This window comes from Streptomyces sp. NBC_00663 (assembly GCF_036226885.1).
Taxonomy (GTDB): domain Bacteria; phylum Actinomycetota; class Actinomycetes; order Streptomycetales; family Streptomycetaceae; genus Streptomyces.
Genome location: NZ_CP109027.1, coordinates 5765224 through 5789180 on the forward strand (window position 1 = coordinate 5765224; position 23957 = coordinate 5789180).

At 72.1% G+C, this 23957-nt stretch carries 18 protein-coding genes; 12 read left to right on the plus strand and 6 right to left on the minus strand.

Features of this window, described 5'->3' with window-relative positions; all coding sequences use genetic code 11:
• The first annotated feature begins 5 nt into the window (after positions 1-5).
• Positions 6-1394, plus strand: coding sequence for a peptidoglycan recognition protein family protein (locus tag OG866_RS26300; RefSeq protein ID WP_329338356.1), 1389 nt, complete (start codon positions 6-8; stop codon positions 1392-1394).
• Positions 1395-1533: 139 nt separating this feature from the next.
• Positions 1534-2616, plus strand: coding sequence for an NDP-sugar synthase (locus OG866_RS26305; protein ID WP_329338358.1), 1083 nt, complete (start codon positions 1534-1536; stop codon positions 2614-2616).
• 417 nt (positions 2617-3033) lie between these two features.
• On the opposite strand, the gene OG866_RS26310 is transcribed toward OG866_RS26305, so the two are convergent.
• The 4 genes from OG866_RS26310 to OG866_RS26325 form a co-directional block, all read right to left on the minus strand.
• Positions 3034-4065: a DNA-3-methyladenine glycosylase family protein gene (locus OG866_RS26310; RefSeq protein WP_329338360.1), complete on the minus strand. Its 1032-nt coding sequence runs from the start codon at positions 4063-4065 to the stop codon at positions 3034-3036.
• A 68-nt stretch (positions 4066-4133) separates the two neighbouring features.
• Positions 4134-5447 (minus strand): coenzyme F420-0:L-glutamate ligase, encoded by a 1314-nt coding sequence (locus OG866_RS26315; protein ID WP_329338361.1) that lies wholly within the window; start codon positions 5445-5447, stop codon positions 4134-4136.
• A gap of 116 nt (positions 5448-5563) precedes the next feature.
• Positions 5564-6523, minus strand: coding sequence for a 2-phospho-L-lactate transferase (cofD, locus tag OG866_RS26320; protein ID WP_329338363.1), 960 nt, complete (start codon positions 6521-6523; stop codon positions 5564-5566).
• 33 nt (positions 6524-6556) lie between these two features.
• Positions 6557-7051 (minus strand): cysteine dioxygenase, encoded by a 495-nt coding sequence (locus OG866_RS26325; protein ID WP_329338365.1) that lies wholly within the window; start codon positions 7049-7051, stop codon positions 6557-6559.
• Between the two features lie 608 nt (positions 7052-7659).
• On the opposite strand from OG866_RS26325, the gene OG866_RS26330 reads away from it, so the two are divergent.
• From OG866_RS26330 to OG866_RS26340, 3 genes are all read left to right on the plus strand, one after another.
• Complete coding sequence (locus OG866_RS26330; protein ID WP_010986447.1) at positions 7660-7923, plus strand: WhiB family transcriptional regulator; 264 nt, start codon at positions 7660-7662, stop codon at positions 7921-7923.
• A 180-nt stretch (positions 7924-8103) separates the two neighbouring features.
• On the plus strand, positions 8104-11742 hold the full coding sequence (locus OG866_RS26335; RefSeq protein WP_329338366.1) for a glycosyltransferase family 2 protein: 3639 nt from the start codon (positions 8104-8106) through the stop codon (positions 11740-11742).
• Positions 11739-13241, plus strand: a complete 1503-nt coding sequence (locus OG866_RS26340) for a DUF5719 family protein (RefSeq protein WP_329338367.1) — start codon at positions 11739-11741, stop codon at positions 13239-13241. Before OG866_RS26335 ends, OG866_RS26340 begins: the two co-directional genes overlap by 4 nt.
• 49 nt (positions 13242-13290) lie before the next feature.
• Here the strand turns inward: OG866_RS26340 and OG866_RS26345 are convergent, their stop codons facing one another.
• Positions 13291-13740 (minus strand): metallopeptidase family protein, encoded by a 450-nt coding sequence (locus OG866_RS26345; RefSeq protein WP_329344313.1) that lies wholly within the window; start codon positions 13738-13740, stop codon positions 13291-13293.
• A 239-nt stretch (positions 13741-13979) separates the two neighbouring features.
• Here OG866_RS26345 and OG866_RS26350 point away from each other — a divergent pair, with 239 nt between their 5' ends.
• The 7 genes from OG866_RS26350 to OG866_RS26380 all read left to right on the plus strand — a co-directional run bounded on the left by OG866_RS26350 (position 13980) and on the right by OG866_RS26380 (position 21566).
• Positions 13980-14405, plus strand: coding sequence for a DUF3499 domain-containing protein (locus OG866_RS26350; protein ID WP_329344314.1), 426 nt, complete (start codon positions 13980-13982; stop codon positions 14403-14405).
• A gap of 181 nt (positions 14406-14586) precedes the next feature.
• Positions 14587-16203: an L-lactate permease gene (locus tag OG866_RS26355; RefSeq protein ID WP_329338369.1), complete on the plus strand. Its 1617-nt coding sequence runs from the start codon at positions 14587-14589 to the stop codon at positions 16201-16203.
• Between the two features lie 102 nt (positions 16204-16305).
• The gene (locus OG866_RS26360; protein ID WP_329338370.1) at positions 16306-17670 is read left to right on the plus strand and encodes a phosphomannomutase/phosphoglucomutase; all 1365 of its coding nucleotides are present in this window, start codon (positions 16306-16308) and stop codon (positions 17668-17670) included.
• A 160-nt stretch (positions 17671-17830) separates the two neighbouring features.
• Positions 17831-18001 (plus strand): Trm112 family protein, encoded by a 171-nt coding sequence (locus tag OG866_RS26365; RefSeq protein WP_007382472.1) that lies wholly within the window; start codon positions 17831-17833, stop codon positions 17999-18001.
• A gap of 82 nt (positions 18002-18083) precedes the next feature.
• Positions 18084-19214, plus strand: coding sequence for an SIS domain-containing protein (locus tag OG866_RS26370; RefSeq protein WP_329338371.1), 1131 nt, complete (start codon positions 18084-18086; stop codon positions 19212-19214).
• Positions 19215-19306: 92 nt separating this feature from the next.
• The gene (manA, locus tag OG866_RS26375) at positions 19307-20458 is read left to right on the plus strand and encodes a mannose-6-phosphate isomerase, class I (RefSeq protein ID WP_329338372.1); all 1152 of its coding nucleotides are present in this window, start codon (positions 19307-19309) and stop codon (positions 20456-20458) included.
• A 124-nt stretch (positions 20459-20582) separates the two neighbouring features.
• Positions 20583-21566, plus strand: a complete 984-nt coding sequence (locus OG866_RS26380; protein ID WP_329338374.1) for a cation diffusion facilitator family transporter — start codon at positions 20583-20585, stop codon at positions 21564-21566.
• Between the two features lie 182 nt (positions 21567-21748).
• On the opposite strand, the gene OG866_RS26385 is transcribed toward OG866_RS26380, so the two are convergent.
• Positions 21749-23872 carry a fructose-specific PTS transporter subunit EIIC gene (locus tag OG866_RS26385; RefSeq protein ID WP_329338376.1) on the minus strand — a complete coding sequence of 708 codons (2124 nt, stop codon included), beginning with the start codon at positions 23870-23872 and terminating at the stop codon, positions 21749-21751.
• Positions 23873-23957 lie beyond the last annotated feature (85 nt).

Here is a 23957-nt window from a genome sequence, read left to right on the forward strand (position 1 = left end):
TTGGCATGCGCGGATTTCTTGCTTCCTCGATCGGTGTCACGTGTGCGGCCGCTCTCGCCCTGCCGCTGACCTCACCCGCCGCCGCGACCGTCGCGCGCCCGGCGCCGACCGCGCAAGTGTCGGCCCGGAGCGTCGATCCCGGCGCCGCGGCGGCGGTCCCCGGCAGCACCCAGTCGCTGCCGCTCACCCCGCTCGGCGCCGACCGCTCCCTGGGGTCGGCCACCGTCCAGGGCCTGCCCCGCCGCGATGTGCACCGCTTCTCGATGGTCGGCGTCGTCTGGGACGACCCGGACACCGCACTGCACGGCCGCGTCGAGGTACGCGCACGTGCCCTCGACTCGGGTACGTGGTCCGCCTGGCAGGACATCGAGACCCACTACGGCGACGACGGCGCCGACCCCGACACGGCCGAGCGCACCTCGGGCCGGGTGCGCGGGGCGACGGCACCGCTGTGGGTCGGTGACTCGGACGGCGTGGAGGTACGGGTGCGGGCCGCGGCCGAGACCCGCGAGCTCGGCGCCGAGGCGACCGCGCTGCCGTCGGGGCTGCGCCTGGACCTCGTCGACCCCGGCGAGGCCGCCCTCCCGCAGGGCAGCCCGGCCGGCGCCCCCCGGGCTCGTGGCGGTCTCGGCGCCGAGGCCCCGGAAGCCGTCGCCGCCTCCGCCGCCAACGCCGCGCTCGCGCCGCTCGGCGCCGCCGAGATCCCCGCGCTCGACCGTGCGCGGACCGAGCGTGAAATGTCCGTTCTGCGCGCCGGTGAACTGACGGAACGGCAGCGGGCCGAGCCGAAGATCGGTCCGCGCCCGCGCATCGTGACGCGGCGCGGCTGGGGGGCGAACGAGAAGCTGCGCGAGAAGGAGTTCGTCTACACGAAGAAGGTGAAGGCGGCCTTCGTCCACCACACGGCCACCGGCAACGGCTACCGCTGCTCCCAGGCCCCCTCCGTCATCCGCGGTATCTACCGCTACCACGTCAGGAGCATGGGCTGGCGTGACATCGGCTACAACTTCCTCATCGACAAGTGCGGCACCATCTACGAGGGCCGCGCCGGGGGAGTGGCGAAGCCGGTCCTGGGCGCCCACACCCTCGGCTTCAACACCAACAGCATGGGGATCGCCGTCCTCGGCTCCTTCGGCTACACCCGCCCGACGTCCGCCGCGGTGAAGGCCGTGGCCCGCGTGACGGCCTGGAAACTGGGGCTCTACGGTGCCAATCCGCGCGGAAAGACATACCTGAAGTCGGGCGGTGGCAACCTCTACCGCAAAGGCAGGAACGTACGACTGAACGTCATCTCCGGCCACCGCGACGGCTTCTCCACCGCCTGCCCCGGCTGGCAGCTCTACCGCAAGCTCGGCTCGGCCCGCTCGACCGCGGCGCGTTACCAGGGGAGGTGACAGAGGAGGGCGAGGGGGACGGAGAACCGCACTGCCGCCGATTCCGTCGATGCTGTCGAAAGCGCCGCACAACGGTCTGCATACACTGACCGGCCGAAAGACAGTTCGGCCGGTCACCGGCAGGAAGCAGAGACGACAGGTGACAGAAGCGATCCTCCTGGTCGGGGGCAAGGGCACGAGGCTGCGCCCGCTCACGGTGCACACGCCGAAGCCGATGGTCAGGGCGGCCGGAGTCCCGTTCCTCACACATCAGCTGGCGCGGGCGAGAGCGGCGGGCGTCGACCACATCGTCCTGGCCACGTCCTATCTGGCCGAGGTCTTCGAACCGCACTTCGGCGACGGCTCGGCCCTCGGCCTCCACATCGAGTACGTCACCGAGGAGGAGCCGCTCGGCACGGGCGGAGCGATCCGCAACGTGGCCTCCCGCCTCCACTCCGGTTCCGACGACCCGGTCCTGATCTTCAACGGCGACATCCTGACGGGCCTGGACATCCGGGCCCTGGTGGCCACGCACGAGTCGACGAACGCGGACGTCTCGCTCCACCTGACGAAGGTCACGGACCCTCGCGCCTACGGCCTGGTCCCCACGGACGGAACAGGAAAGGTCCTGGCCTTCCTGGAGAAGCCGCAGACCCCCGAGGAGATCGTCACCGACCAGATCAACGCGGGCGCGTACGTCTTCCGCCGCTCCCTCATCGACACGATCCCGGCGGGAAGACCGGTCTCGGTGGAACGCGAGACCTTCCCCGACCTCCTCGCGGCCGGAGCCCACCTCCAGGGCATGGTCGACTCGACGTACTGGCTGGACCTGGGCACCCCGGCGGCCTTCGTACGCGGATCGGCGGACCTGGTCCTGGGCCGCGCCCCCTCTCCGGCCGTCCCCGGTCGCTGCGGCGACCGTCTGATCCTCCCCACGGCCCGCGTGGCCCCCGACGCGAAACTCACCGGCGGCACGGTGGTCGGCGAGGGAGCCTTCGTGGCCGAGGGCGCCCGAGTCTTCGGCAGCACGATCCTCCCCGGCGCCGTGATCGAACCCGGCGCGGTCATCACGGACTCCCTGATCGGCACCCGCGCGAGGATCGGCGAACGCTCCGTCCTCACCGGCACGGTCATCGGAGACGGCGCGGTCGTGGGCGCCGACAACGAACTCCGCGACGGCGCCAGGGTGTGGTGCGACGCACACATCCCGGCGGGGGCGGTGCGCTTCTCGTCGGACCAGTGACTCCACCCCGGGCCTCGTCCTTCAGCCCATCCGGCGCTGGAGGACGAGCTGTTGCCGAGGGCGTCGCCTTTCCAACACAGCCCCGCATCTCCGAGCCGGTCCGGCGTTGGAGGGCGAGCTGTTGCCGTCCCAATCCCCCGCCCGCCCGCTCGGGGCGTCGCCCTTTCGGCGCAGCCCTGCATCTCCCAGTCTGTCCGGCGTTGGAGGACGGGCTGTGGCCGGGGACGTCGCCTTTCCAACGCAGCCCGGCATCTCCCAGCCCGTCCGGCGTTTGAGGACGAGGCCCCTTCAGGGCCGACGGGGGTCCAGGGGGCGGAGCCCCCTGGCGGGGTCGAAGGGGCAGCGCCCCTGGGATGGGACGGGTAGGGGCGGCGGGGGCGAGGAAAGCCAAGGCCAGCCACAGCGCCACCCCCCCCGTCACAACTGCCCGATATCCCCCCGCGGCATCCGAGGCGCCCGCCGCGCCGGCGTCCGCCCACTCAGCAGAATCAACCGCGCCGCCCGATGCCGCTGCCCCGCATAAGGCTCCAGCAACGACAACATCACCTCGTCATCCGCGTCCCGGTCCCCCGCGAGCGCCCACCCCACGATCCCCGGCAGATGCAGATCCCCCACGGTCACCGCATCCGCCGCCCCATGACTGCGCTGCACCACTTCCGCGGACGTCCACGGCCCGACCCCCGGCACAACCTCCAACCGAGCCTGCGCATCCTCCGCCGACATCCCCACCGCCTGCTCCAGCCGCGCGGCAACCCGCACAGCCCGCAGAATCGTCGACGCCCGCTTGTTGTCGACCCCGGCCCGATGCCACTCCCACGACGGAATCAACGCCCACGTCCGAGGCGCCGGCATCACCCAGAGCCGCCCCCCGGCGGCGGGCCCCGGCGCCGGCTCCCCGAACTTCCGTACCAGCAACCGCCACGCCCGGTACGCCTCGTCGGTCGTGACCTTCTGCTCCAGGATCGACGGGATCAAGGACTCCAGCACCAGCCCGGTCCGCGTCAACCGCAACCCCGGCCGCCGATGCCGCGTCACCGCCAGCAACCGGTGCCGGGGCACGAAGACGGACGGCTCGTCGGCTGCCCCGAGCAGCTCGGGCAACCGGTCGAGCAACCACTGCGCCCCCGGCCCCCACGCCTCCCCGCGGACCTCCCCGTCCCGCCCGGCGGCGACCCGCAGCGTCCCCGGCCCCGCAGGCGTCAGACTGGCCCGCCACACCGACCCGTCCGGCATCGCCCGGAACGTCGGATCGGCGGGCCCGCGCCGCAACGGCCCGAGCACCAGCCCCAGATCCAACGGCCACTCCGGCACGAACGTCCGCACCCGCCCCGGCGCGGACGCGGGCCGCGGCACATCCCCTGGAATGCCCCCGGGCACGCCTCCTGGCGCGGCGACATGCCCACCGCGCACCGTCGTACGCGTGGGCCGCGGAGCGAACCGTCCAGCCACGAATGAAGTCCCGGATGAGATGAGTGAGGTCCTACAGTCCTACGAGGGTAGAGCGACGCGAGCGTCCCTCACCGCACCTCGATGAACATCCCCGCATCCCGCTCCGCCCGGGCCCGCGGCTCCTCCGCCGGATGCCCGACCGCCACGGCCCCCATCGGATCCCAGTCCTCCGGCAGCCCCAGCACCTCCCGCACCACGTCCCGGCAGAACATCGTCGACGACACCCACGCCGAGCCCAGCCGCTCCCCGGCCAGCGCGACGAGGAAGTTCTGCACCCCGGCCCCGGTGGCGACGACGAACATCTCCCGCTCGGCCGCGTCCCGCCGCGGATCGCCGTAGGTGTGCGACCCGTCCATGACCAGACACGGCACCACCAGATAGGGCGCGTTCCGCAGCACGTCCCCGCGTCGCACCCGCTTGGCGATCGACTCCTCGCTCTTGCCGTCGCGCCGCAGATCCGCGATCCACGCGTCCCGCATCGCGTCCAGCAGCTCCGTCCGCGAGGCCTCGGACTCCAGCAGGACGAAACGCCACGGCGTGGTGTGATGCGGCGCCGGCGCGGTCACGGCCGCGGCGACCGCCCGCCGCACCGCACCGCCGTCGACCGGCTCGTCCGTGAAGGCCCGTACGGTACGCCGTTGGGTCACCGCCAGCCTGACCGCCTCGGAGGTGCCCAGCCGGAACATGTCGTCGCGCGCGCCGCGCACCATGGCGCCCGCCCCCTCCCCGTGCTCGACGGACACCACCTGCGCCAGCCCGCGCACCACGGCGACGGGCCGTCCGGCGGCCTTGCCCTTGACCAGGTCGCCGGCCGCGGCCAGTTCGTCGGCCGTGGCGACGACGGTGGCGCTGAGCGGATTGCCGTACGCGTCCGTGCCTCCCCGCAGATCGTCGAGCACCCGCACTCCGGCGGCGCCGATCGCCACGTCGGTGAGGCCCGCGCGCCACGGCCGCCCGAAGGTGTCGGTGACGACGACACCGACGTCGACCCCGAGCAGCTCCCGCAGCCCCTCGCGGATCGCCCGCGCGGAGGCGTCCGGGTCCTCGGGCAGCAGCAGGACGGTCCCGGCGGGAGTGTTGGAGGCGTCGACCCCCGCCGCGGCCATGATCAGCCCCTGCCGGTTCTCGACGATCCGCAGGGCGCCCCGTCTGGCCACCACCCGCACCGTCTCGGCGTCGATCGCCGCCTCCCGGTCGGCCGCCTCGACGATCCGGCCCTCCGCCTTGGAGACGATCTTCGAGGTGACGAGCAGCACGTCACCGTCGGTGAGACCGGGCTCGGCGGCGGCGATCAGCTTGGCGAGGTCGTCGCCGGGCGCGATCTCGGGCAGCCCGGACAGCGCCCACACACGAAAGCCGTCCGGGCCGAGGCCCGCACTCAAGTCAGAGGCCGAGCCCAAGCCCGAGGCCGAGTCCGAGCTCACGTCCGCGCTCGCGCTCCCGTGCCCACCGGTGCTCACGCTCGCGTTCCCGCTCGCGCGTCCGTTCACATCCCCGCTCAAGCCCCCCGCACCTCCTCCGCCAGCGCCAGCGCCTCGCGGGCCATCTGCGCGCTCGCGTCGAGGTCCGTCATCATCAGTGGTACGGCCCGGCAGCGGATGCCGGCCGTCTCGACGCGCTCCACAGAGGCTGCGTCGACGGTGTCGACGAGCCAGCCGTCCAGCAGCCCCGAGCCGTAGTGCTCGGCCACCGCCGCTGCCGTCGACTCCACGCCCACCGCCGCCAGCACCTTGTCGGCCATGCCGCGCACGGGCGCGTCCCCGACGATGGGGGAGAGGCCGACGACGGGGACGCCCGCCTCGGCGATCGCCTCGCGGATGCCGGGCACGGCCAGGATCGTGCCGATGGAGACGACCGGGTTGGACGGCGGGAAGAGGATCACGTCCGCCTCGGCGATCGCCTCCAGGACGCCGGGCGCGGGCTTGGCCTGCTCGGCGCCCACCGGCACGATCGCCTCCGCCGGCACCGAGGCCCGCAGCCGTACCCAGTACTCCTGGAAGTGGACCGCCTTGCGCTCGCCGTCGACCTCGACGGCGACATGGGTCTCCACGCGGTCGTCGGACATCGGGATCAGCCGCACACCCGGCTTCCAGCGGTCGCAGAGCGCCTCGGTGACCGCGCTCAGCGGGAATCCGGCACCGATCATCTGCGTCCGCACGATGTGGGTGGCGAAGTCCCGGTCGCCGAGCCCGAACCACTCGGGGCCGACGCCGTACGCCGCGAGCTCCTCCTTGAGGTGGAAGGTCTCGTCGGCCCGGCCCCAGCCCTGTTCCTCGTTGATGCCGCCGCCGAGCGTGTACATCACCGTGTCGAGGTCCGGGCAGACCTTCAGCCCGAAGAGGTGGATGTCGTCCCCGGTGTTGCCGATGACCGTGACGTCCGCGTCCGGCACGGCCTGCTTCAGACCGCGCAGGAAACGGGCACCGCCGATGCCGCCTGCCAGAACCACGATTCGCATGGGACCAGCATTGCAGGCGGGTACGACAACGCGTCAGGCAGTCACCGGACGCGCCGTGCAGGCGTGCGCACCGTGCATCGGCATCTCGGTCAGGCCCGGGTAGTACACGTGCAGGCTGACCGCCGGCTCCAGCGCGTCATTGACGACCTCGTGCACATAGCCCGGCGCGAACACCCGCTGCGCGCCGGTCGCCAACGCGCGCGTGCCGCGGTCGGTGCGCTCGGTCAGCTCGCCCTCCAGGACGGTCAGCACACCGGAGGAGCGGCCGTGGTCGTGCAGCCCGCTGCCCTGACCGGGCACCCAGGACAACAGCCAGATCTCGTAACCGGGGCCGGTGCGCAGCCGGTGGTACCAGCGCGTCGTGGCGTCGTACTCCACCAGGTGCTCCCACTGGGAGCGGTCGGCGGCGACGGAGCGGGCCAGGCCGACGAACTCCGCGACGGTGGCGGGGTGCTCGCGCGGGGGCTGGAGGAGGTGGGGCACCTCCAGGATGTCGCCGGCGATCTGGAGGTCGTTGTCGCTGTTCATGGGATGGGCTGGTTCCTCAGTGAAAGAAGGGTCAGACAGAGGGAACGGGAAAGGCCGAGTCCCGGGGGATTCGGCCTTCAGCTGGAGCGGGTGTCGTGCACCGTGGCTCAACAGCTGTGACAGCAACAGCAACAGCGAGCGCGGGCAGCACCGTGGGACCCGGCGGTGCGGGTCGTGGTGAATGCCAAGTTCGCGAGCATGCCCACTAGGACAGCGGTTCACACCGGCACTGTCAACTCGACACCGGCATGTGGGACTGCTTTCACCTCATCCGGTTCATCTGGGAGGTGAAAGGTTTGTTCACCCGTCTACCGGGACACATGGCGCACAACCGGCGCGCAAGGAACGGGAACGAACTCCTGGGCGTCCTTCTCCGTACAGGTCCTGCACGGGTTCGGAAGCCCCGCGGGCCCCATCTGTGTGTCAAGGTTTATGGCGATTTGAACACTTTCCGCTAGGCCTTGGTTCCGCAGAGTGAATAAGGGGCCCAATAGCAGATCTCGGCTTGACTCGCCCGGAGCAGCACACTTGTAATTTCACTCGTGTCGTTCAGCCGACATCGGTAACGGCTACATCACGGGGACGCGAAAGACAGACGAGGGGCGCACATGACCGAGCTGGTGCAGCAACTGCTGGTCGACGACGCGGACGAGGAACTCGGCTGGCAGGAGCGCGCGCTGTGCGCCCAGACCGACCCCGAGTCCTTCTTCCCCGAGAAGGGTGGTTCCACCCGTGAGGCCAAGAAGGTCTGCCTGGCTTGTGAAGTCCGTTCCGAGTGCCTTGAGTACGCCCTCGCCAACGACGAGCGCTTCGGCATCTGGGGCGGCCTTTCCGAACGGGAGCGGCGGCGCCTGAAGAAGGCCGCGATCTGACCGACCGGTGTCACATCGCACGTACATACGGGACTTACGGCCCGTCGCAGGTGGGTTGTCCACAGGCGGCGGGCCGCTGCCGTGCCCAGCCGATAGTGTGGTCGCTCGTCCGAGACGCCCCGCTGCCCCCTCGGGGCACAGGCGTCCACCGCAGTCCACCGAACCGGGGCCCGTACCTCGATGTCCGTGCACAGCCACACGGCAGCCCACGACGCTGCCATTCCTGAGTTCCCGCGTCATGTGGTGACCGCGGTCCTCGTCGCGCACGACGGCGCCCGCTGGCTGCCCGACGCGCTCGCCGGGCTGCTCGGCCAGGAGCGCCCCGTCCAGTTCGCGACGGCCGCCGACACCGGCAGTGCGGATGCCTCCGCGCAGCTGCTCACCGACGCTCTCGGCGCCGACCGGGTGCTGCACCTCGCCCGCCGTACCGGCTTCGGCCAAGCCGTCGAGGAGGCCAACCGCACCGCACCCGTCCTCACCCCGGACGAGCTGCCGTATCTCAAGCGCCCCAGCGGCTGGGACCCCGTCACGCGCACGTGGCGCGACGACGCCTACGACCTGCCGGAGCTCCCGCACGGAGAGCCGGTGCAGTGGCTGTGGCTGCTGCACGACGACTGCGCCCCCGAACCCGACGCCCTGGCCCAGCTGCTGCGGGTCGTCGACCAGGAACTGGAGCTCGGCCGGGACGACGTGGCCGTCGTCGGCCCCAAGCTCCGCGGCTGGTACGACAAGCGGCAGCTCCTGGAGGTCGGCGTCACCATCGCCCACTCCGGGCGCCGCTGGACCGGCCTGGACCGCCGCGAACAGGACCAGGGCCAGCACGACCACGTCCGGCCCGTGCTCTCCGTCTCCACCGCCGGCATGCTCGTGCGGCGCGACGTCTTCGACGCACTCGGCGGCTTCGACCGGCACCTGCCCCTGATGCGCGACGACGTCGACCTGTGCTGGCGCGCCACCGCCGCCGGCCACCGCGTCCTGATCGCCCCCGAGGCGGTCGTACGCCACGCGGAGGCGGCCTCCCGCGAGCGCCGCGCCGTCGACTGCGTGGGCCGCACCGCCGCCTCCCCGCACAAGGTCGACAAGGCGGGCGCCGCCTACACCCTGCTCGTCAACAGCCGTACGGCCGTACTCCCCTGGGTCCTGCTGCGCCTCGTCCTCGGCACGGTGCTCAGGACGGTCGCCTATCTCGTCGGCAAGGTCCCCGGACAGGCCCTCGACGAGATCCGCGGCCTGCTGAGCACCCTGCTGCGGCCCGAGCGGATCATCGCCGGGCGCCGCAGGCGCGGCACACCGGTGGTCGACAAGGACGAGATGCGTCCGCTGTTCCCGCCGCCCGGCGCGACCGTGCGGGCCACCGTCGAGCAGGCCGCCGGCAGTTTCGCCGGCAGCTCCGACCCCGAGGCGACCTCGGGCGCCGGACGCCATGGCGGTGCCGTCGAGTCCGGGCCCGGGGGCGACGACGCCGACTTCCTGGAGATCGAGCAGTTCGCCCGCGTCAAGCGCATCGCCCGCAAGCCCGGGCCGGTGCTCTTCCTGGTGCTGCTGCTCGTCTCGCTCGTCGCCTGCCGTGAACTCCTCGGCTCCGGCGCCCTCTCGGGCGGTGCCCTGCTGCCCGCCCCGGCCGACTCCGGCGAACTGTGGTCGCGCTACCTGGACGCCTGGCACGCCGTCGGCGCCGGCGGCACTCCGGCCGCGCCGCCCTACCTGGCGATCATCGCGATGCTCGCCTCCGTGCTCTTCGGTTCGACCGGGCTCGCGGTCACCGTCCTGCTCGTCGGCTCGGTGCCGCTGGCCGGAATCACCGCCTACTTCGCCTCCCGGCCGCTCGTCGAGTCGCGGCTCCTGCGCGCCTGGGCGGCCGTCGTCTACGCCTTCCTGCCCGCCGCCACCGGCGCCCTCGCCGGCGGCCGCATCGGCACCGCCGTCCTCGCGATCCTGCTGCCGCTCATCGCGCGCGCCGGCATCGGGGCCGGCGGCCTGGCGAACACCTCCGGCGCGCGCGGCAGTTGGCGCGCCACGTGGGCGTACGCCCTGCTCCTGACCGTCACCACCGCGTTCACGCCGATCATCTGGCCGATCGCGCTGCTGCTCGGCCTCGGCGTCCTGGCCGTGCGCCGCACCGACATCACCGCCTACGGCCTGCGCTTCCTGGCCCAGCTCGGCACACCGCTGCTGATCCTCGCGCCCTGGTCGCTGACGCTGCTGCCGTTCGGATTCTTCGACGAGGCCGGCCTGAAGTACGGCTCCTCGGCAGCCTCCGCCGTCGACCTGCTCGGTGCCAGCCCCGGCGGCCCCGGCACGGTCGACGGGCTGATGCTCATCGGCGTCGTCCTGGCCGCGCTGGCCGCCCTGCTGCGCTCGCAGCGCCAGTTCGGCATCTGGACGGCCTGGGCGATCGCCCTCGTGGGCCTCGTCTTCGCCGCCCTGTCCAACGGCTCCACCTGGGCCGGGCCCGCCACCCTCGTCTACGGCATCGCCCTGCTGGCCGCCGCGATGCTCGGCGCCGACGGGGCACGCGCGCGGGTCGCCGAGCAGAGCTTCGGCTGGCGCCAACCGGTCGCCGCGCTGATCGCCTTCGCCGCCGCCGCGGGCCCCCTGCTCGTCGCCGCCGGCTGGATGATCGGCGGCGCCGACGGCCCCCTGGAGCGCCGCGACCCGGTGCAGGTGCCCGCGTTCGTCGCCGAGGACGGCAACAACCGCGACCGGGCCCGCACCCTCGTCCTCGACAGCGACTCCGCCGCCCATGTCGGCTACATGCTGGTGCGCGGCTCGGGCGCCCGCCTCGGTGACGGTGAACTGGCCGCCGCCGATGGCGAGAACACCCAGCTCGACAAGGTCGTCGCCAACCTCGTCGCCGGTTCCGGCGCCGACCAGGCCGACCAGCTCGGCAAGTTCGCGGTGCGCTACGTCCTCGTCCACAAGGGCGCCCCGCGCGAGGTGACCCGCGTCCTGGACGCCACCCCGGGCCTGTCCCGGCTCAGCGAGCAGAACGGCAGCGCCCTGTGGCGGGTCGACCAGGACGTCGCCCGCGCCACCATCGTCACCGGCTCCGGCACCCCGACGCTGGTCGCCGCGGGCCCCGTCGAGATCCACACCACGATCCCGGCCGGCGCCGACGGCCGCACCCTGCGCCTGGCCGACACCGCCGCCGAGGGCTGGACGGCCACCCTGGACGGCAGGCCGCTCACCGCGACCACGGTCGACGGCTGGGCCCAGGGCTTCGAACTCCCCGCCGCCGGCGGCAAGCTGGACGTCGTCTACGACGACCCGATCACCCACACCGCCTGGCTGTGGACCCAGGGCGCCCTCGCCCTCGTCCTCGTGGTGCTGGCCCTGCCCGGCCGCCGCCGCGACATCGACGACGACCTCCCCGAGGAGGAGCGGGCGATCCCCGCCCAGGCGACCGAGGGCGAGGGCCGCCGCGCCCGCCGCCTGCGCGCCCAGGCGGAGGCCGAGGAGTCCGCCCAGAGCGACGAGCCCGTGTCTCCTCCTTCGGAGGAGACCCCGGTCCCGGTCCCGCAGCAGCAGTCCTACGGCGACTGGAACCAGGCGAGCTACGCGGGCGCCGAGTACAGCGGCTACGCCGGTGACCAGTACCAGTCCGCCCCGCAGCAGTACCCGGCGGGCGGCTACGACCAGCAGGGCTACGCGGACCCGTACCAGGGCGGCCAGTACGACCCGTACGCGTACGGGGGCCAGGCGCAGCAGCCGTCGTACGACCAGTACGGGCAGCCGTACGACCAGGGTTACGACGCCACGTACGACCCGGCGCAGCCGCAGCAGCACGACGGCGAGCGTCCCGACGGGAGCCAGCAGTGAACCGCACCACCGTGTCCCTGATCGCCTGCGCGACCGCTCTCGCCGCCGTCACCGGCTTCGCCTCGCTCAACGCGCCCGACGCGTCCGGCACGACCACCGCCGGGGCGGCCGCCGAACTGCCCGTGGAGCGCACGAGCCTGCTCTGCCCGAGCCCCAGCCTCTCCGACCTCGCCGACACGTCCTACACGTCCTTCACGCCCGTCACCAAGGGCACGGGAAGCGACGGCAAGGCCGAACTCGTCTCCGCGGCACAGGAGGCGCAGGACAGCGACAAGAAGGACGACAAGAAGGCGGGCGGCAAGGCGGCCAAGCCGGTCCTCACCGCCAAGGAACCCGGTGCGCCCGACACCGAGGACGCCTCCGGCGGCGACTCGCCCGCACTCATCGGCACCGCCGAGGGCAGGTTCGCGCCCGGCTGGACGGTGCAGGAGACCACCGAGGTCGCCGCGGGCACCGGACGCGGCCTCCAGGGCGTCAACTGCGGTGCCGCGGACACCGAGTTCTGGTTCCCCGGCGCCAGCACCGCCGCCGACCGCACCGACTACGTGCACCTGACCAACCCCGACGACTCGGCTGCCGTCGTCGACATCCAGCTCTACGGCAAGGACGGTGCCATCGACTCCCCGGTCGGTGAGGACATCACGGTGCCGCCGAAGTCCAGCGAGCCGATCCTGCTGTCCACGCTCATCAGCGACAAGCAGACCAACCTCACCGTCCACGTCAGCGTCCGCAGCGGGCGTGTGGGCGCCGCCGTGCAGGCCCTCGACGACAAGATCGGCGGCGACTGGCTGGCCGCCGCCACGGATCCGGCGGGCAGCCTGGTCCTGCCGGGCATCCCCAAGGACGCCACGGCCGTGCGTCTGGTCGCCTTCGCGCCCGGTGACGCCGACGCCGACCTGAAGGTCCGCCTCGCCTCGCCGTCCGGCTCGATCACCCCGGCCGGCAACGAGACGCTGCACATCAAGGCCGGCATGACGACCGCGGTCGACCTGGGCGCCGTCACGCGCGGGGAGGCCGGTTCGCTGATCCTGACGCCCACCGGCGAGTCCGTACCGGTGGTGGCCGCACTGCGGGTCACCCGAGGCAAGGGCGACAAGCAGGAGACGGCGTACATCCCCGCCACCCGCCCGGTCGGCACGCGCGCGACGGTCGCCGACAACAGCGCCAAGGGCACCACGCTGTCCCTGGTGGCCCCCGGCGGTACCGCGAAGGTCAAGGTGACCGCGTCGGCGGGCAGCGACGGCGGTACGGCCGCCTCGAAGACGTACACGATCAAGGGCGGCACCACCCAGGACGTGAAGCTGCCCGTGCCGAGCGGTCTGAAGGGCACGTACGCGCTGACGGTGGAGCCGGAGTCGGGCGGCCCTGTCTACGCGGCCCGCACTCTGGCGGCCACTGAGGACGGCATTCCCGGCTTCACGGTCCAGACGCTGCCGGACGACCGGGGCATGGTGGCGGTGCCGGAGGCGGACGAGGACCTGTCGGTGTTGCAGAAGTAGCCCGCGCGGGGTCGCTTCTCCACGGAAGCAGCCCCCAGGAGGCCGTTTCTCACTCCTCGCCGTAGCGCGGGTCGACCGTCTCCGGGGTCAGCCCCAGCAGCTCGGCGACCTGCTCGACGACGACCTCGTGCACCAGGGCCGCGCGTTCGTCGCGGCCCTTGGTGCGGATCTCCACGGGGCGGCGGTACACCACCACGCGCGCGGGGCGTCCCTCGCGTGCGGCAATCGTGCCGCCCAGGGGGACCGCCTCGTCGTTGAAGGTCCGGCCGTCGAGGCGGGGCACCTCCAGGACCAGGAAATCGATGTCGGCGAGCTGCGGCCAGCGCCGCTCCAGACGCTCCACGGAGTCCTGCACCAGATCCGCGAACACCTCGGCACGGCTGGCCGCGAGCGGCACCTGGGGCGGCGCGATCGGGCCGCGCATACCCCGGCCGTGGCGATCACGTCGGCGGGGGCCGGGGCCGGCGGCACGGGCGGGGGGCGGTACGGGGCTGTCCATCACTGCTGAAGCGTAGTCCCCTGGTGCGGCCTGTCGCCGGATGACCATTCCGGCCAAGGTTGGGCTCATTTCCGTATCTCTCCGGGACCGGCGATCTCAAGGCATTTGACCTTGTTTGTGCCGAGTGGTGACCGGACTCGGGACCGTCCGAAATCTCAGAAAGCGGTATCTGTGCAGGTGGGGCCGGTGTGTTCGGAGAGGCGTGTGGGCCGTTTCACGCCACGACACGGTGGAGTGACCTGAGGGAGAGTCGTCGCGGCCCGCTCAAGAGTGCGGTACCGTCCAACGTCGTGAGCCCTGTACGTCGCTGTTCGCGCACCGCTTGCGGCCGCCCCGCCGTCGCGACGCTGACGTACGTCTACGCCGACTCGACCGCGGTCCTCGGCCCGCTCGCCACCTACGCCGAACCCCACTGCTACGACCTGTGCGCCGAGCACTCCGAGCGCCTCACCGCCCCGCGCGGCTGGGAGGTCGTCCGGCTCCTCGACAGTTCGGCTCCCGCCCGCCCCAGCGGCGACGACCTGGAAGCGCTTGCCAACGCGGTCCGCGAGGCGGCCCGCCCGCAGGAGCGCGCCGCCCGTGCCGGTGGCGGGGGACGTGCGGCGGACCCCATGGAGGTCGCGCGGCGCGGGCATCTGCGCGTGCTGCGCTCGCCCGACAACTGACCTCCCGGTCGGCAACCACCCTCTTCCCGTGTGCATTTGGTGCACGTTCCACTCAGTGACGCACGCCCATTGACGACTGCTTGGCGCGGACACGACCATTCCGGAAGCCGAAACGAGAAATCGCTTTCCGCATACCGGAATCGACCGACCCCGGACGCGGAACCGGATCGGGGAGGCGCCCGTGTACGTCCAGGAACTGGAACCCGTCGCCGACTCACTGGGCCTGTCCGCCCTCGTCGCCGCCCTGCCCCTGGTGATCGTCCTCGTCCTGCTCGGCGGCGTCCGCCTCAAGGCCCATCTCGCGGGCCTCACAGGGCTGCTGGCGGCCGTTCTGGTCGCCTGGCTCGCGTACGGCATGCCGCTGGGCCAGACGCTCTCCAGCGGCGCCCAGGGCGCCGTCTTCGGCCTCTTCCCCATCCTGTGGATCGTCGTCAACGCCCTGTGGGTGTACCGGATGACGGTCCGCACCCGGCACTTCGACATCCTGCGCCGCTCCTTCGGGCGGCTCTCCGACGACCCGCGCATCCAGGCCCTCGTCGTCGCCTTCTGCTTCGGCGCCCTCCTGGAGGCCCTCGCCGGCTTCGGCGCACCCGTCGCGATCTGCTCGGTCATGCTCGTCGCCCTCGGCTTCGACCCGGTGAAGGCGGCCGTCGTCGCCCTCGTCGCCAACACCGCGCCCGTGGCCTTCGGCGCGATGGGCACCCCCGTGGTGACGCTCGCTCAGGTGACGGGGCTTCCACTGGACACCGTGGCCTCCGTGGTGGGCCGTCAGACGCCGCTGCTCGCCCTGGTGGTGCCCCTCGTGCTGGTGTATCTCGTCGACGGGCGGCGCGGGTTGCGCGACACCTGGGTGCCCGCCCTGGTGTGCGGTGTCGCCTTCGCCGTCGCCCAGTTCGCCGCCTCCAACTACGTCTCCGCCCAACTCGCCGACATCGGCGCCGCCTTGGCGGGAGCTGCCGCCCTGGTCGCCGTACCGCACGCACGCGTGCCCGCCGAGGAGTCGGTACGCGCGTCCGTGCTGACGGGCGCCAGGAGCGAGGAACTCGACGAGGACGACCCGCGCGGTGAGGTCGTACGGGCCTACGCCCCCTACGCGTTGATCGTCGCCATCTTCTCGATCGCGCAGATCCCCGCGGTCAAGGACTGGCTGGCGAACGCGACCCAGACCTACGACTGGCCCTTCCTGAACGTCGTGAACGCCGACGGCGACCCGGTCGGCGGCAACGTGTTCATCTGGCCGATCGTCTCCACCGGCGGCACGCTCGTGCTGCTCGCCGGGGTGTGCACGGCCGTCGTCCTCGGCGTCCACGCGCGCGTGGCCGTCAGGGAATGGCTCGCCACCGTCCACGAGTTGAGGTTCGCCATCCTCACCGTGACGAGCGTCCTCGCGCTCGCCTACGTCATGAACCTCTCCGGACAGGCCGCCACCATCGGCCACTTCGTGGCGGCGGCCGGCGCCGGACTCGCCTTCCTGTCGCCGGTCCTCGGCTGGTTCGGCGTGGCCGTCTCCGGCTCCGACACCTCCGCCAACGCGCTCTTCGGGGCGCTCCAGGTGACCGCCGCGCGTGAGTCGGGACTCTCCCCGGAACTGCTGGCCGCCGCGAACAGCTCCGGCGGCGTCCTCGGCAAGATGATCTCCCCGCAGAACCTCACCATCGCCTGCGCCGCCGTCGGCCTCGCCGGCCGCGAGGGGGACCTGCTGCGCAAGGTCCTGCCCTGGAGCCTCGGGCTGCTGCTGGTGATGTGCCTGATCGTCGTCGGGCAGAGTTCGCCGGTCCTGGACTGGATGCTGCCCTGACCTGAGGTTACGTTCACGGGTCCAGTCGATGGACGCGGAGCACGCTGTCAGTGGGGGAGGGTAGTTTGGGCCGACCGATAGGACTTTTTGGAGGGTTGGCCGGTGACCGTTGATCTGTCACAGCTCGTGAAGGCGTACGACGTGCGCGGCGTTGTCCCCGACCAGTGGGACGAGCCGCTCGCGGAGCTCTTCGGGGCGGCCTTCGTCCGGGTGACCGGAGCGAGCGCGATCGTCATCGGCCACGACATGCGGCCCTCGTCCCCCGGCCTGTCCGGCGCCTTCGCGCGCGGGGCCGCCGCCCAGGGCGTCGACGTCACCGAGATCGGCCTGTGCTCCACCGACCAGCTGTACTACGCCTCGGGTGCGCTGAACCTGCCGGGCGCGATGTTCACGGCCTCCCACAACCCGGCCCAGTACAACGGCATCAAGCTCTGCCGCGCGGGCGCCGCACCCGTGGGCCAGGACACCGGCCTCACCGAGATCCGCGAGCTCGTCGAGGGCTGGGCCGAATCGGGCGCCCCCGCCCCGGCCGCGACCCGGGGAACCGTCACCCGACGCGACACGTTGGAGGACTACGCGGCCCACCTGCGCTCCCTCGTCGACCTCACCGCCATCCGCCCCCTGAAGGTCGTCGTCGACGCGGGCAACGGCATGGGCGGGCACACGGTTCCCACGGTGTTCGCGGGTCTGCCCCTGACCCTCGTCCCGATGTACTTCGAGCTGGACGGCACGTTCCCGAACCACGAGGCCAACCCCCTCGACCCGGCGAACCTCGTCGACCTCCAGAAGCGCGTCCGCGAGGAGTCCGCCGACCTGGGCATCGCCTTCGACGGCGACGCCGACCGCTGCTTCGTCGTCGACGAGCACGGCGACCCGGTCTCCCCGTCGGCCATCACCGCCCTGGTGGCCGCCCGCGAGCTGGCCAGGAACGGCGGCAAGGGCGTGATCATCCACAACCTGATCACGTCCTGGTCGGTCCCGGAGGTCGTCAAGGAGAACGGCGGCACCCCGGTCCGCACGCGCGTGGGCCACTCCTTCATCAAGGCCGAGATGGCGACGTCCGGCGCGATCTTCGGCGGCGAGCACTCCGCGCACTACTACTTCAAGGACTTCTGGAACGCCGACACCGGCATGCTGGCCGCCCTCCACGTCCTCGCCGCCCTCGGCGGCCAGCAGGGCCCGCTGTCCGGCCTCGTGGCCTCCTACGACCGCTACACCGGCTCCGGCGAGATCAACTCCACGGTCGCCGACCAGCAGGACCGACTCACCGCGATCCGCTCCGCCTACGAGGGCCAGGAAGGCGTGACCCTCGACCACCTCGACGGCCTCACGATCACGACCGCCGACTGGTGGTTCAACGTCCGCCCGTCCAACACCGAACCGCTGCTGCGGCTGAACGCCGAGGCCAGGGACGAGGCCACGATGGCGAAGGTCCGGGACGAGGTGCTGGCGATCATCAGGGCGTGAGGTCGACGGGGGTGCCGTTGACCTCGCTCGCCCTGGCCGCGGACAGTCGTGCCGCTGGGGCGGCCCGGTTATCCACAACCCCGGCACCCACCCCCCACCGGCGGTACGCTGACCAGGCACATCCGCTCACGCAGCCGTACCGCCCCCGAAGGGAACCCTCATGCCGCTCGAAGCCGGCCTCCTGGAGATCCTCGCCTGCCCGGCCTGCCACGCCCCTCTCAAGGAGCAGGACACCGAGCTGATCTGCACCGGCCAGGACTGCGGCCTCGCGTACCCGGTCCGCGACGGCATCCCCGTCCTCCTCGTCGACGAGGCCCGCCGCCCCGCGTGACGACGCGGCCCGGCCCCCGAAAGCCTGACGGGGCCACACACGCGTAATCGACGAACCCGGCGATCGGAGGAGTCTGCCGCCCATGCTCGACGAATCGCTGCTCGACACCCCTGAGGCGCTCTCGGAGGCCGACCGCCGCGGCCTGCTGCGCGGCGCCGCCGAGGCAGGCGCCCGCGTCCGCACCGCGTCCCGGCACGCCGCCGAGGCCGGCGTCAACGACCTCAAGCCCGACGGCCGCCCCCGCGCGGTCCTCATCGCGGGACCCGGCGCCGCCGCCACCCACGTCGCCGACCTCCTCGGCACACTCGCCGGCGCCGGCAGCCCCGTCATCCGCCTCGCCCCCACCGGCGTCGCCCCCGCCGCGGGCGCCCTGCGCTGGGAGCTCCCTGGCTGGACCGGCTCGATCGACCTGCTCCTGATCGCCACCCCCGACGGCACCGAACCGGGCCTCTCCCTCCTCGCCGACCAGGCCTACCGCCGCGGCTGCACGGTCGTCGCGGTGGCCCCCGCCGAAACCCCGCTCGCCGAGGCGGTCGAGGGCGCCCACGGCATGTTCGTACCGCTCGCGACGGCCCCGTACGAGCAGAACGGTCAGCAACTCGCCGCGTCCGCCCCCGGCGTCCTGTGGGCGCTGCTCACCCCGCTGCTGGCGATCCTCGACCGCACCGGCCTGCTCGCCGCCCCGCCCGACGTACTGGAGAAGGTCGCCGACCGCCTGGACCACATCGCCGAACGCTGCGGGCCCGCCATCGCGACGTACAGCAACCCGGCGAAGACTCTCGCCGCGGAGCTGGCCGACGCGCTTCCGGTGATCTGGACGGAGGGCGTCTCGGCCGGCCCGGCGGGCCGCCGGTTCGCCGCCGCGCTCGCCGAACTCTCCGGCCGCCCCGCCCTGGTCGCCGAACTGCCCGAGGCGCTCGCCGCCCACAGCGCGCTGCTCGCCGGACCGCTGGCCGCCAGCGCCGACCCCGACGACTTCTTCCGCGACCGGGTGGAGGAGCCTCCCGCGCTCCACGCGCGCGTGGTGCTGCTCCGCGACCGCCCCCTCGGCGGCCTCTCCGCCGCGCCGGCCGCCCGTGAACTGGCCCTGAGCCACGACACCCCGATCAGCGAGCTGGAACCGGAGGAAGGCGCCGAACTGGAGACCCTCGCGGAACTGATCGCCATCACGGATTTCGCCGCGGTTTACCTGGCGCTCGCCTCCGGAGCCTGATCATGCCCGGGACGCCCCGACCGCCGTACGGATCGACATGGCCGCACGGATCGACGTACGGGACGCCCTGACCGTCGTACAGAAAGAACCCGATGGACCGCCTCGACAACACTGTCCGCCCCTACGCCTGGGGTTCCACCACCGCCATCCCCGACCTCCTGGGTATCGCGCCGAGCGGCGAGCCGCAGGCGGAGATGTGGATGGGGGCCCACCCCGGAGCACCCTCGCGCACCGCGCGCGGCACGCTCGTCGAGGTCGTCGAGGCCGATCCGGAACGGGAGTTGGGGGCCGCGGCCGTCGCGAAGTTCGGCCCGCGCCTGCCCTTCCTGCTCAAGATCCTCGCCGCCGGCGCCCCGCTCTCCCTCCAGGTGCACCCGAACCTCGCGCAGGCCAAGGACGGTTACGAGGACGAGGAGCGCCGCGGCATCCCCGTGGACGCCGGGCACCGCAACTACAAGGACGCCAACCACAAGCCCGAACTCATCTGCGCGCTCACCGAGTTCGACGGCCTGTGCGGCTTCCGCGACCCGAACCAGGCCGCCGAACTCCTGGCCGGCCTCGGCGTCGACTCCCTCAAGCCGTACGTCGACCTGCTGCACGCCCACCCCGAGGACGCCGCCCTGCGCGAGGTCCTCACGGCCGTCCTCAGCGCCGACCGCGAGGAGATGGCCCGTACGGTCACGGAGGCGGCCGCCGCCTGCGCGCGCCTCGGCGGCGCGTACGCCCCGTACGCGGACATCGCCCACCACTACCCGGGCGACCCGGGCGTCATCGCGGCCATGCTCCTGAACCACGTCCGTCTCCAGCCCGGCGAGGCGCTGTTCCTCGGCGCCGGCATCCCGCACGCCTACCTGAACGGTCTGGGCGTCGAGATCATGGCCAACTCGGACAACGTCCTGCGCTGCGGCCTGACCCCCAAGCACGTCGACGTCCCCGAACTCCTGCGCATCGTCCGCTTCGAGGCCGCCGACCCCGGCGTGCTGCGCCCGGAGGCGTCCCCGGACGGCGAGGAGGTCTACGAGACCCCGATCGACGAGTTCCGGCTGTCGAGGTACGTCCTCCCCGAGGGCGGCGCCGCCCATGACCTGACGCGCCCGACCCCGCAGATCCTGCTCTGCACGGCGGGCTCGATCCGGGCGGGGGAGCACCAGCTGAGCCCTGGTCAGTCGGTGTTCGTCCCGGCCGGCGAGAAGGCCGAGGTGTCCGGGACGGGCACGGTCTTCCGGGCAACTGTGATCGTATGACCGGCACTGTGGATACCTGACGAGTCGCCCCCGGGCAGGGCTGCAAGAATGGCCCACCGGCAAAGGGCGGGCAAAGGCGGACAGGCCGAGCCCGGGACGGCGTACGAAGGGACAACGCGAACACATGAGCGCGTCAGGCGGTACCAAGGCGATCGTGGCGGCACTCGGCGCCAACCTCGCGATCGCGGCATCGAAGTTCGTGGCGTTCGCGTTCAGCGGTTCCTCGTCGATGCTCGCCGAGGGCGTCCACTCGCTCGCCGACTCCGGCAACCAGTTCCTGCTCCTGCTCGGCGGCAAGAAGGCCCAGCGCGAAGCCACCCCGCAGCACCCGTTCGGCTACGGCCGCGAGCGCTACATCTACGCCTTCCTCGTCTCCATCGTCCTGTTCTCGGTCGGCGGCATGTTCGCCATCTACGAGGGCTACGAGAAGATCAAGCACCCGCACGAGGTCGAGCACTGGTACTGGCCGGTCGGCGTCCTCGTCTTCGCGATCATCGCCGAGGGCTTCTCCTTCCGGACCGCCATCAAGGAGTCCAACGAGCTGCGGGGCTCCCAGACCTGGTCCCAGTTCATCCGCCGCGCCAAGGCGCCCGAGCTGCCCGTCGTCCTCCTTGAGGACTTCGGCGCGCTCATCGGTCTCGTCCTCGCCCTCGGCGGCGTCGGCCTCGCTCTGATCACCGGCGACGGCGTCTGGGACGGCATCGGCACCCTCTGCATCGGCATCCTGCTCATCCTGATCGCGCTCGTCCTGGCCGCCGAGACCAAGTCCCTGCTGCTCGGCGAGGCCGCGGGCGTCGACGAGGTCAAGAGGATCGAGACCGCGATCGTCGACGGTGACACCGTCACGGGCATCATCCACATGCGCACGCTCCACCTCGGCCCCGAGGAGCTCCTGGTCGCCGCCAAGATCGCCGTCCAGCACGACGACACGGCCACCGAGGTCGCCAACGCCATCAACGCGGCGGAGGCCCGTATCCGCGAGGCCGTCCCGATCGCCCGCGTCATCTACCTGGAGCCCGACATCTACAGCGAGGCCGAGGCCGCCAAGGGCCCCGACCGCGAGGCCACCCCCGGAGGCCCGGCCCAGCAGCCCACCGCCGGCCACTGACCACACTGAGGGCCCGCCGGACACCGGCGGGCCCTCAGTCCGCCTTCGCCCCTCACGCTCGCGCGGTGATCACCCAGCGGGGACAGCGGTCTCTCGGGGGCCCGTACGCACTCCTTTACGCGCAAGGGCCCGCCCCCCCCGTACGAGCGGAAGGGCACGGCCCCGACCCGGCTGAGCAACGGCTACCCGACCTCGCCCAACACCGCGAGCACCGCCGACTCGTCCGCCGCGGTCATGAGCCGCTCCCGGAACCCGGTGTCCATCAGCTTCCGCGACAGCAGCGCCAGAATCCGCAGATGCTCATCCCCCGAGGCCGCCTCCGGCACGGCGATCATGAACACCAGCTTGGCCCTCGTACCGTCCAGGGATCCCCACTCGATCCCCTCCAGGGACCGCGCGAACCCGACGACAGGGGCCGTCACCGCATCCGTCTTGGCATGCGGAATCGCGATCTCCTCACCGAGCCCGGTCGTGCCCTGCGCCTCCCGCCGCAACGCGGTCGCCACCAGCTCGTCCACGTCCGCGACCCTGCCGCTCCGCGCCAGCAGCCCGGCCATCTCACGGATGGCGGCCTCCTTGCCGTCCGCATCGAGTCCGACCTTCACGGTCTGCTCGGTGAGATACCCGGAGAGCACTTCGACATCGCCCGGAGCGGCTGACGAGGCAGCAGCGGACGAGTCAGACGCAGGCGAGGCAGATGCCGAGGCGGGCGAGGTGGGCGAGGTGGGCGGCGCGGGCGCTGCGGCCACGCTCCTCTGCGCCACGACGCCGGCGGCGTCCGGCGCCACTCCCGCACCCGCCCCGACCAGCACCGGCTCGGGCCCGGCCACCGCCACGCCGACGACCGCGGCTCCCCGCCGCCTGCGCTCGCTCACGTCCACGAGGCCGACAGTCATCAGCGCCGTGACGACCGTGCCGATCACCACCGCCACGAAGAACATCGGCACACCGCTCACCGCGCCGAGCACCGCCACGATCGGCCCGCCGTGCGGCACCGCGTCCTCGACCCCGGCGACCCCGGCGACCGCACCGGCCACCGCGCCGCCGAGCATGTTGGCCGGGATGACCTGCGCGGGCCGCGCCGCCGCGAACGGGATCGCGCCCTCGGAGATGCCGAAGCAGCCCATGAAGAGCGAGGCGAGCCCGGTCTCCCGTTCCTGCTCGGTGTAGAGCCGCTTACGGATGAGCGTGGCGAGCCCCTGGCCCAGCGGCATCACCGGGATCGCGGCGGCGCACATGCCCATCACCGTCTGGTTGCCGGACGCGATGAGGCCGGCACCGAACAGGAACGCCGTCTTGTTGACCGGTCCGCCCATGTCGAACGCGATCATCAGCCCGAGGATCGCGCCCAGCAGGATCGCACTGGTACCGGTCATGCCGCTGAGCCAGTCGGTCAGGTGCTCGAACACCCAGGAGATCGGTTTCCCGAGGACGTAGATGAAGAACAGTCCGAGCGTCGTGGTCGCCACGATCGGGATCACGATGATCGGCATGATCGGCTGCACGAACTTCGGGACCTTGACCTTCTTGATCCACAGCACCAGATACCCGGCGAGGAAGCCGGTCACGATCGCCCCGATGAACCCGGCGCCCGCCTTGGAGTCGTAGAGCTCACCGGTGTTGGCTATCCAGCCGCCGATCATGCCGGGGACGAGGGCGGGGCGGTCGCCGATGGCGTACGCGATGTAGCCGGAGAGGATCGGCACCATCAGCGTGAAGCCGATGACCCCGATGTTGTTCACGTCCATCCAGAAGGAGTCCTTCGGGATGACCAGACCGCCGGACGGGTCCGTGTGCCCGCCGAGCGAGAGCGAGATCGCGATCAGCAGCCCGCCGACCACCACGAACGGGATCATGTAACTGACCCCGTTCATCAGGGCCTTGTACCCGACGCCGCGTTCCTTCCCGCCGGACGACGACGCCGCCGCCGCTGCCCCGGGCCGGTGCACCGGCGCCGACCGCACCCGCTCGATCAGCTCCTCGGGGTGGTGAATGCCCTCCGCCACCCCGACCTTGAGGACCCGCTTGCCGGCGAAGCGGCTCAGATCCACATCCTTGTCCGCGGCGACGATGATGCCGTCCGCAGTGCTGACATCGTTGTCATCGAGGACGTTTTCGGCCCCGATCGATCCCTGGGTCTCCACCTTCATGTCGATGCCGCGGCTCTCGGCGGCCTGCTGGAGCTTCTCCGCCGCCATGTACGTGTGCGCGATGCCGGTCGGACACGCGGTCACCGCGAGCAGCTTCACCCTCTGCCGCTCGCCACTGCCGCTGCCCGTGGGGGGAGGGCCGGCCGGACTGGTCACGTCGATCTCCTAACGCCTTTGTCACGCGGAACGCCGTCCCTGACGCCCCGCGAGATCGATCAGCTGGTCCCGATCTCTTCGCATC

What these genes read in the sequence shown, in the direction of transcription:
- OG866_RS26300 (WP_329338356.1), top strand. Translation starts at nt 6, where the DNA reads ATGCGCGGATTTCTTGCTTCCTCGATCGGTGTCACGTGTGCGGCCGCT.
- cofD (WP_329338363.1), bottom strand. Translation starts at nt 6,523, where the DNA reads ATGCGAATCGTGGTTCTGGCAGGCGGCATCGGCGGTGCCCGTTTCCTG.
- OG866_RS26325 (WP_329338365.1), bottom strand. Translation starts at nt 7,051, where the DNA reads ATGAACAGCGACAACGACCTCCAGATCGCCGGCGACATCCTGGAGGTG.
- OG866_RS26330 (WP_010986447.1), top strand. Translation starts at nt 7,660, where the DNA reads ATGACCGAGCTGGTGCAGCAACTGCTGGTCGACGACGCGGACGAGGAA.
- OG866_RS26335 (WP_329338366.1), top strand. Translation starts at nt 8,104, where the DNA reads ATGTCCGTGCACAGCCACACGGCAGCCCACGACGCTGCCATTCCTGAG.
- OG866_RS26345 (WP_329344313.1), bottom strand. Translation starts at nt 13,740, where the DNA reads ATGGACAGCCCCGTACCGCCCCCCGCCCGTGCCGCCGGCCCCGGCCCC.
- OG866_RS26365 (WP_007382472.1), top strand. Translation starts at nt 17,831, where the DNA reads ATGCCGCTCGAAGCCGGCCTCCTGGAGATCCTCGCCTGCCCGGCCTGC.
- OG866_RS26370 (WP_329338371.1), top strand. Translation starts at nt 18,084, where the DNA reads ATGCTCGACGAATCGCTGCTCGACACCCCTGAGGCGCTCTCGGAGGCC.
- manA (WP_329338372.1), top strand. Translation starts at nt 19,307, where the DNA reads ATGGACCGCCTCGACAACACTGTCCGCCCCTACGCCTGGGGTTCCACC.
- OG866_RS26380 (WP_329338374.1), top strand. Translation starts at nt 20,583, where the DNA reads ATGAGCGCGTCAGGCGGTACCAAGGCGATCGTGGCGGCACTCGGCGCC.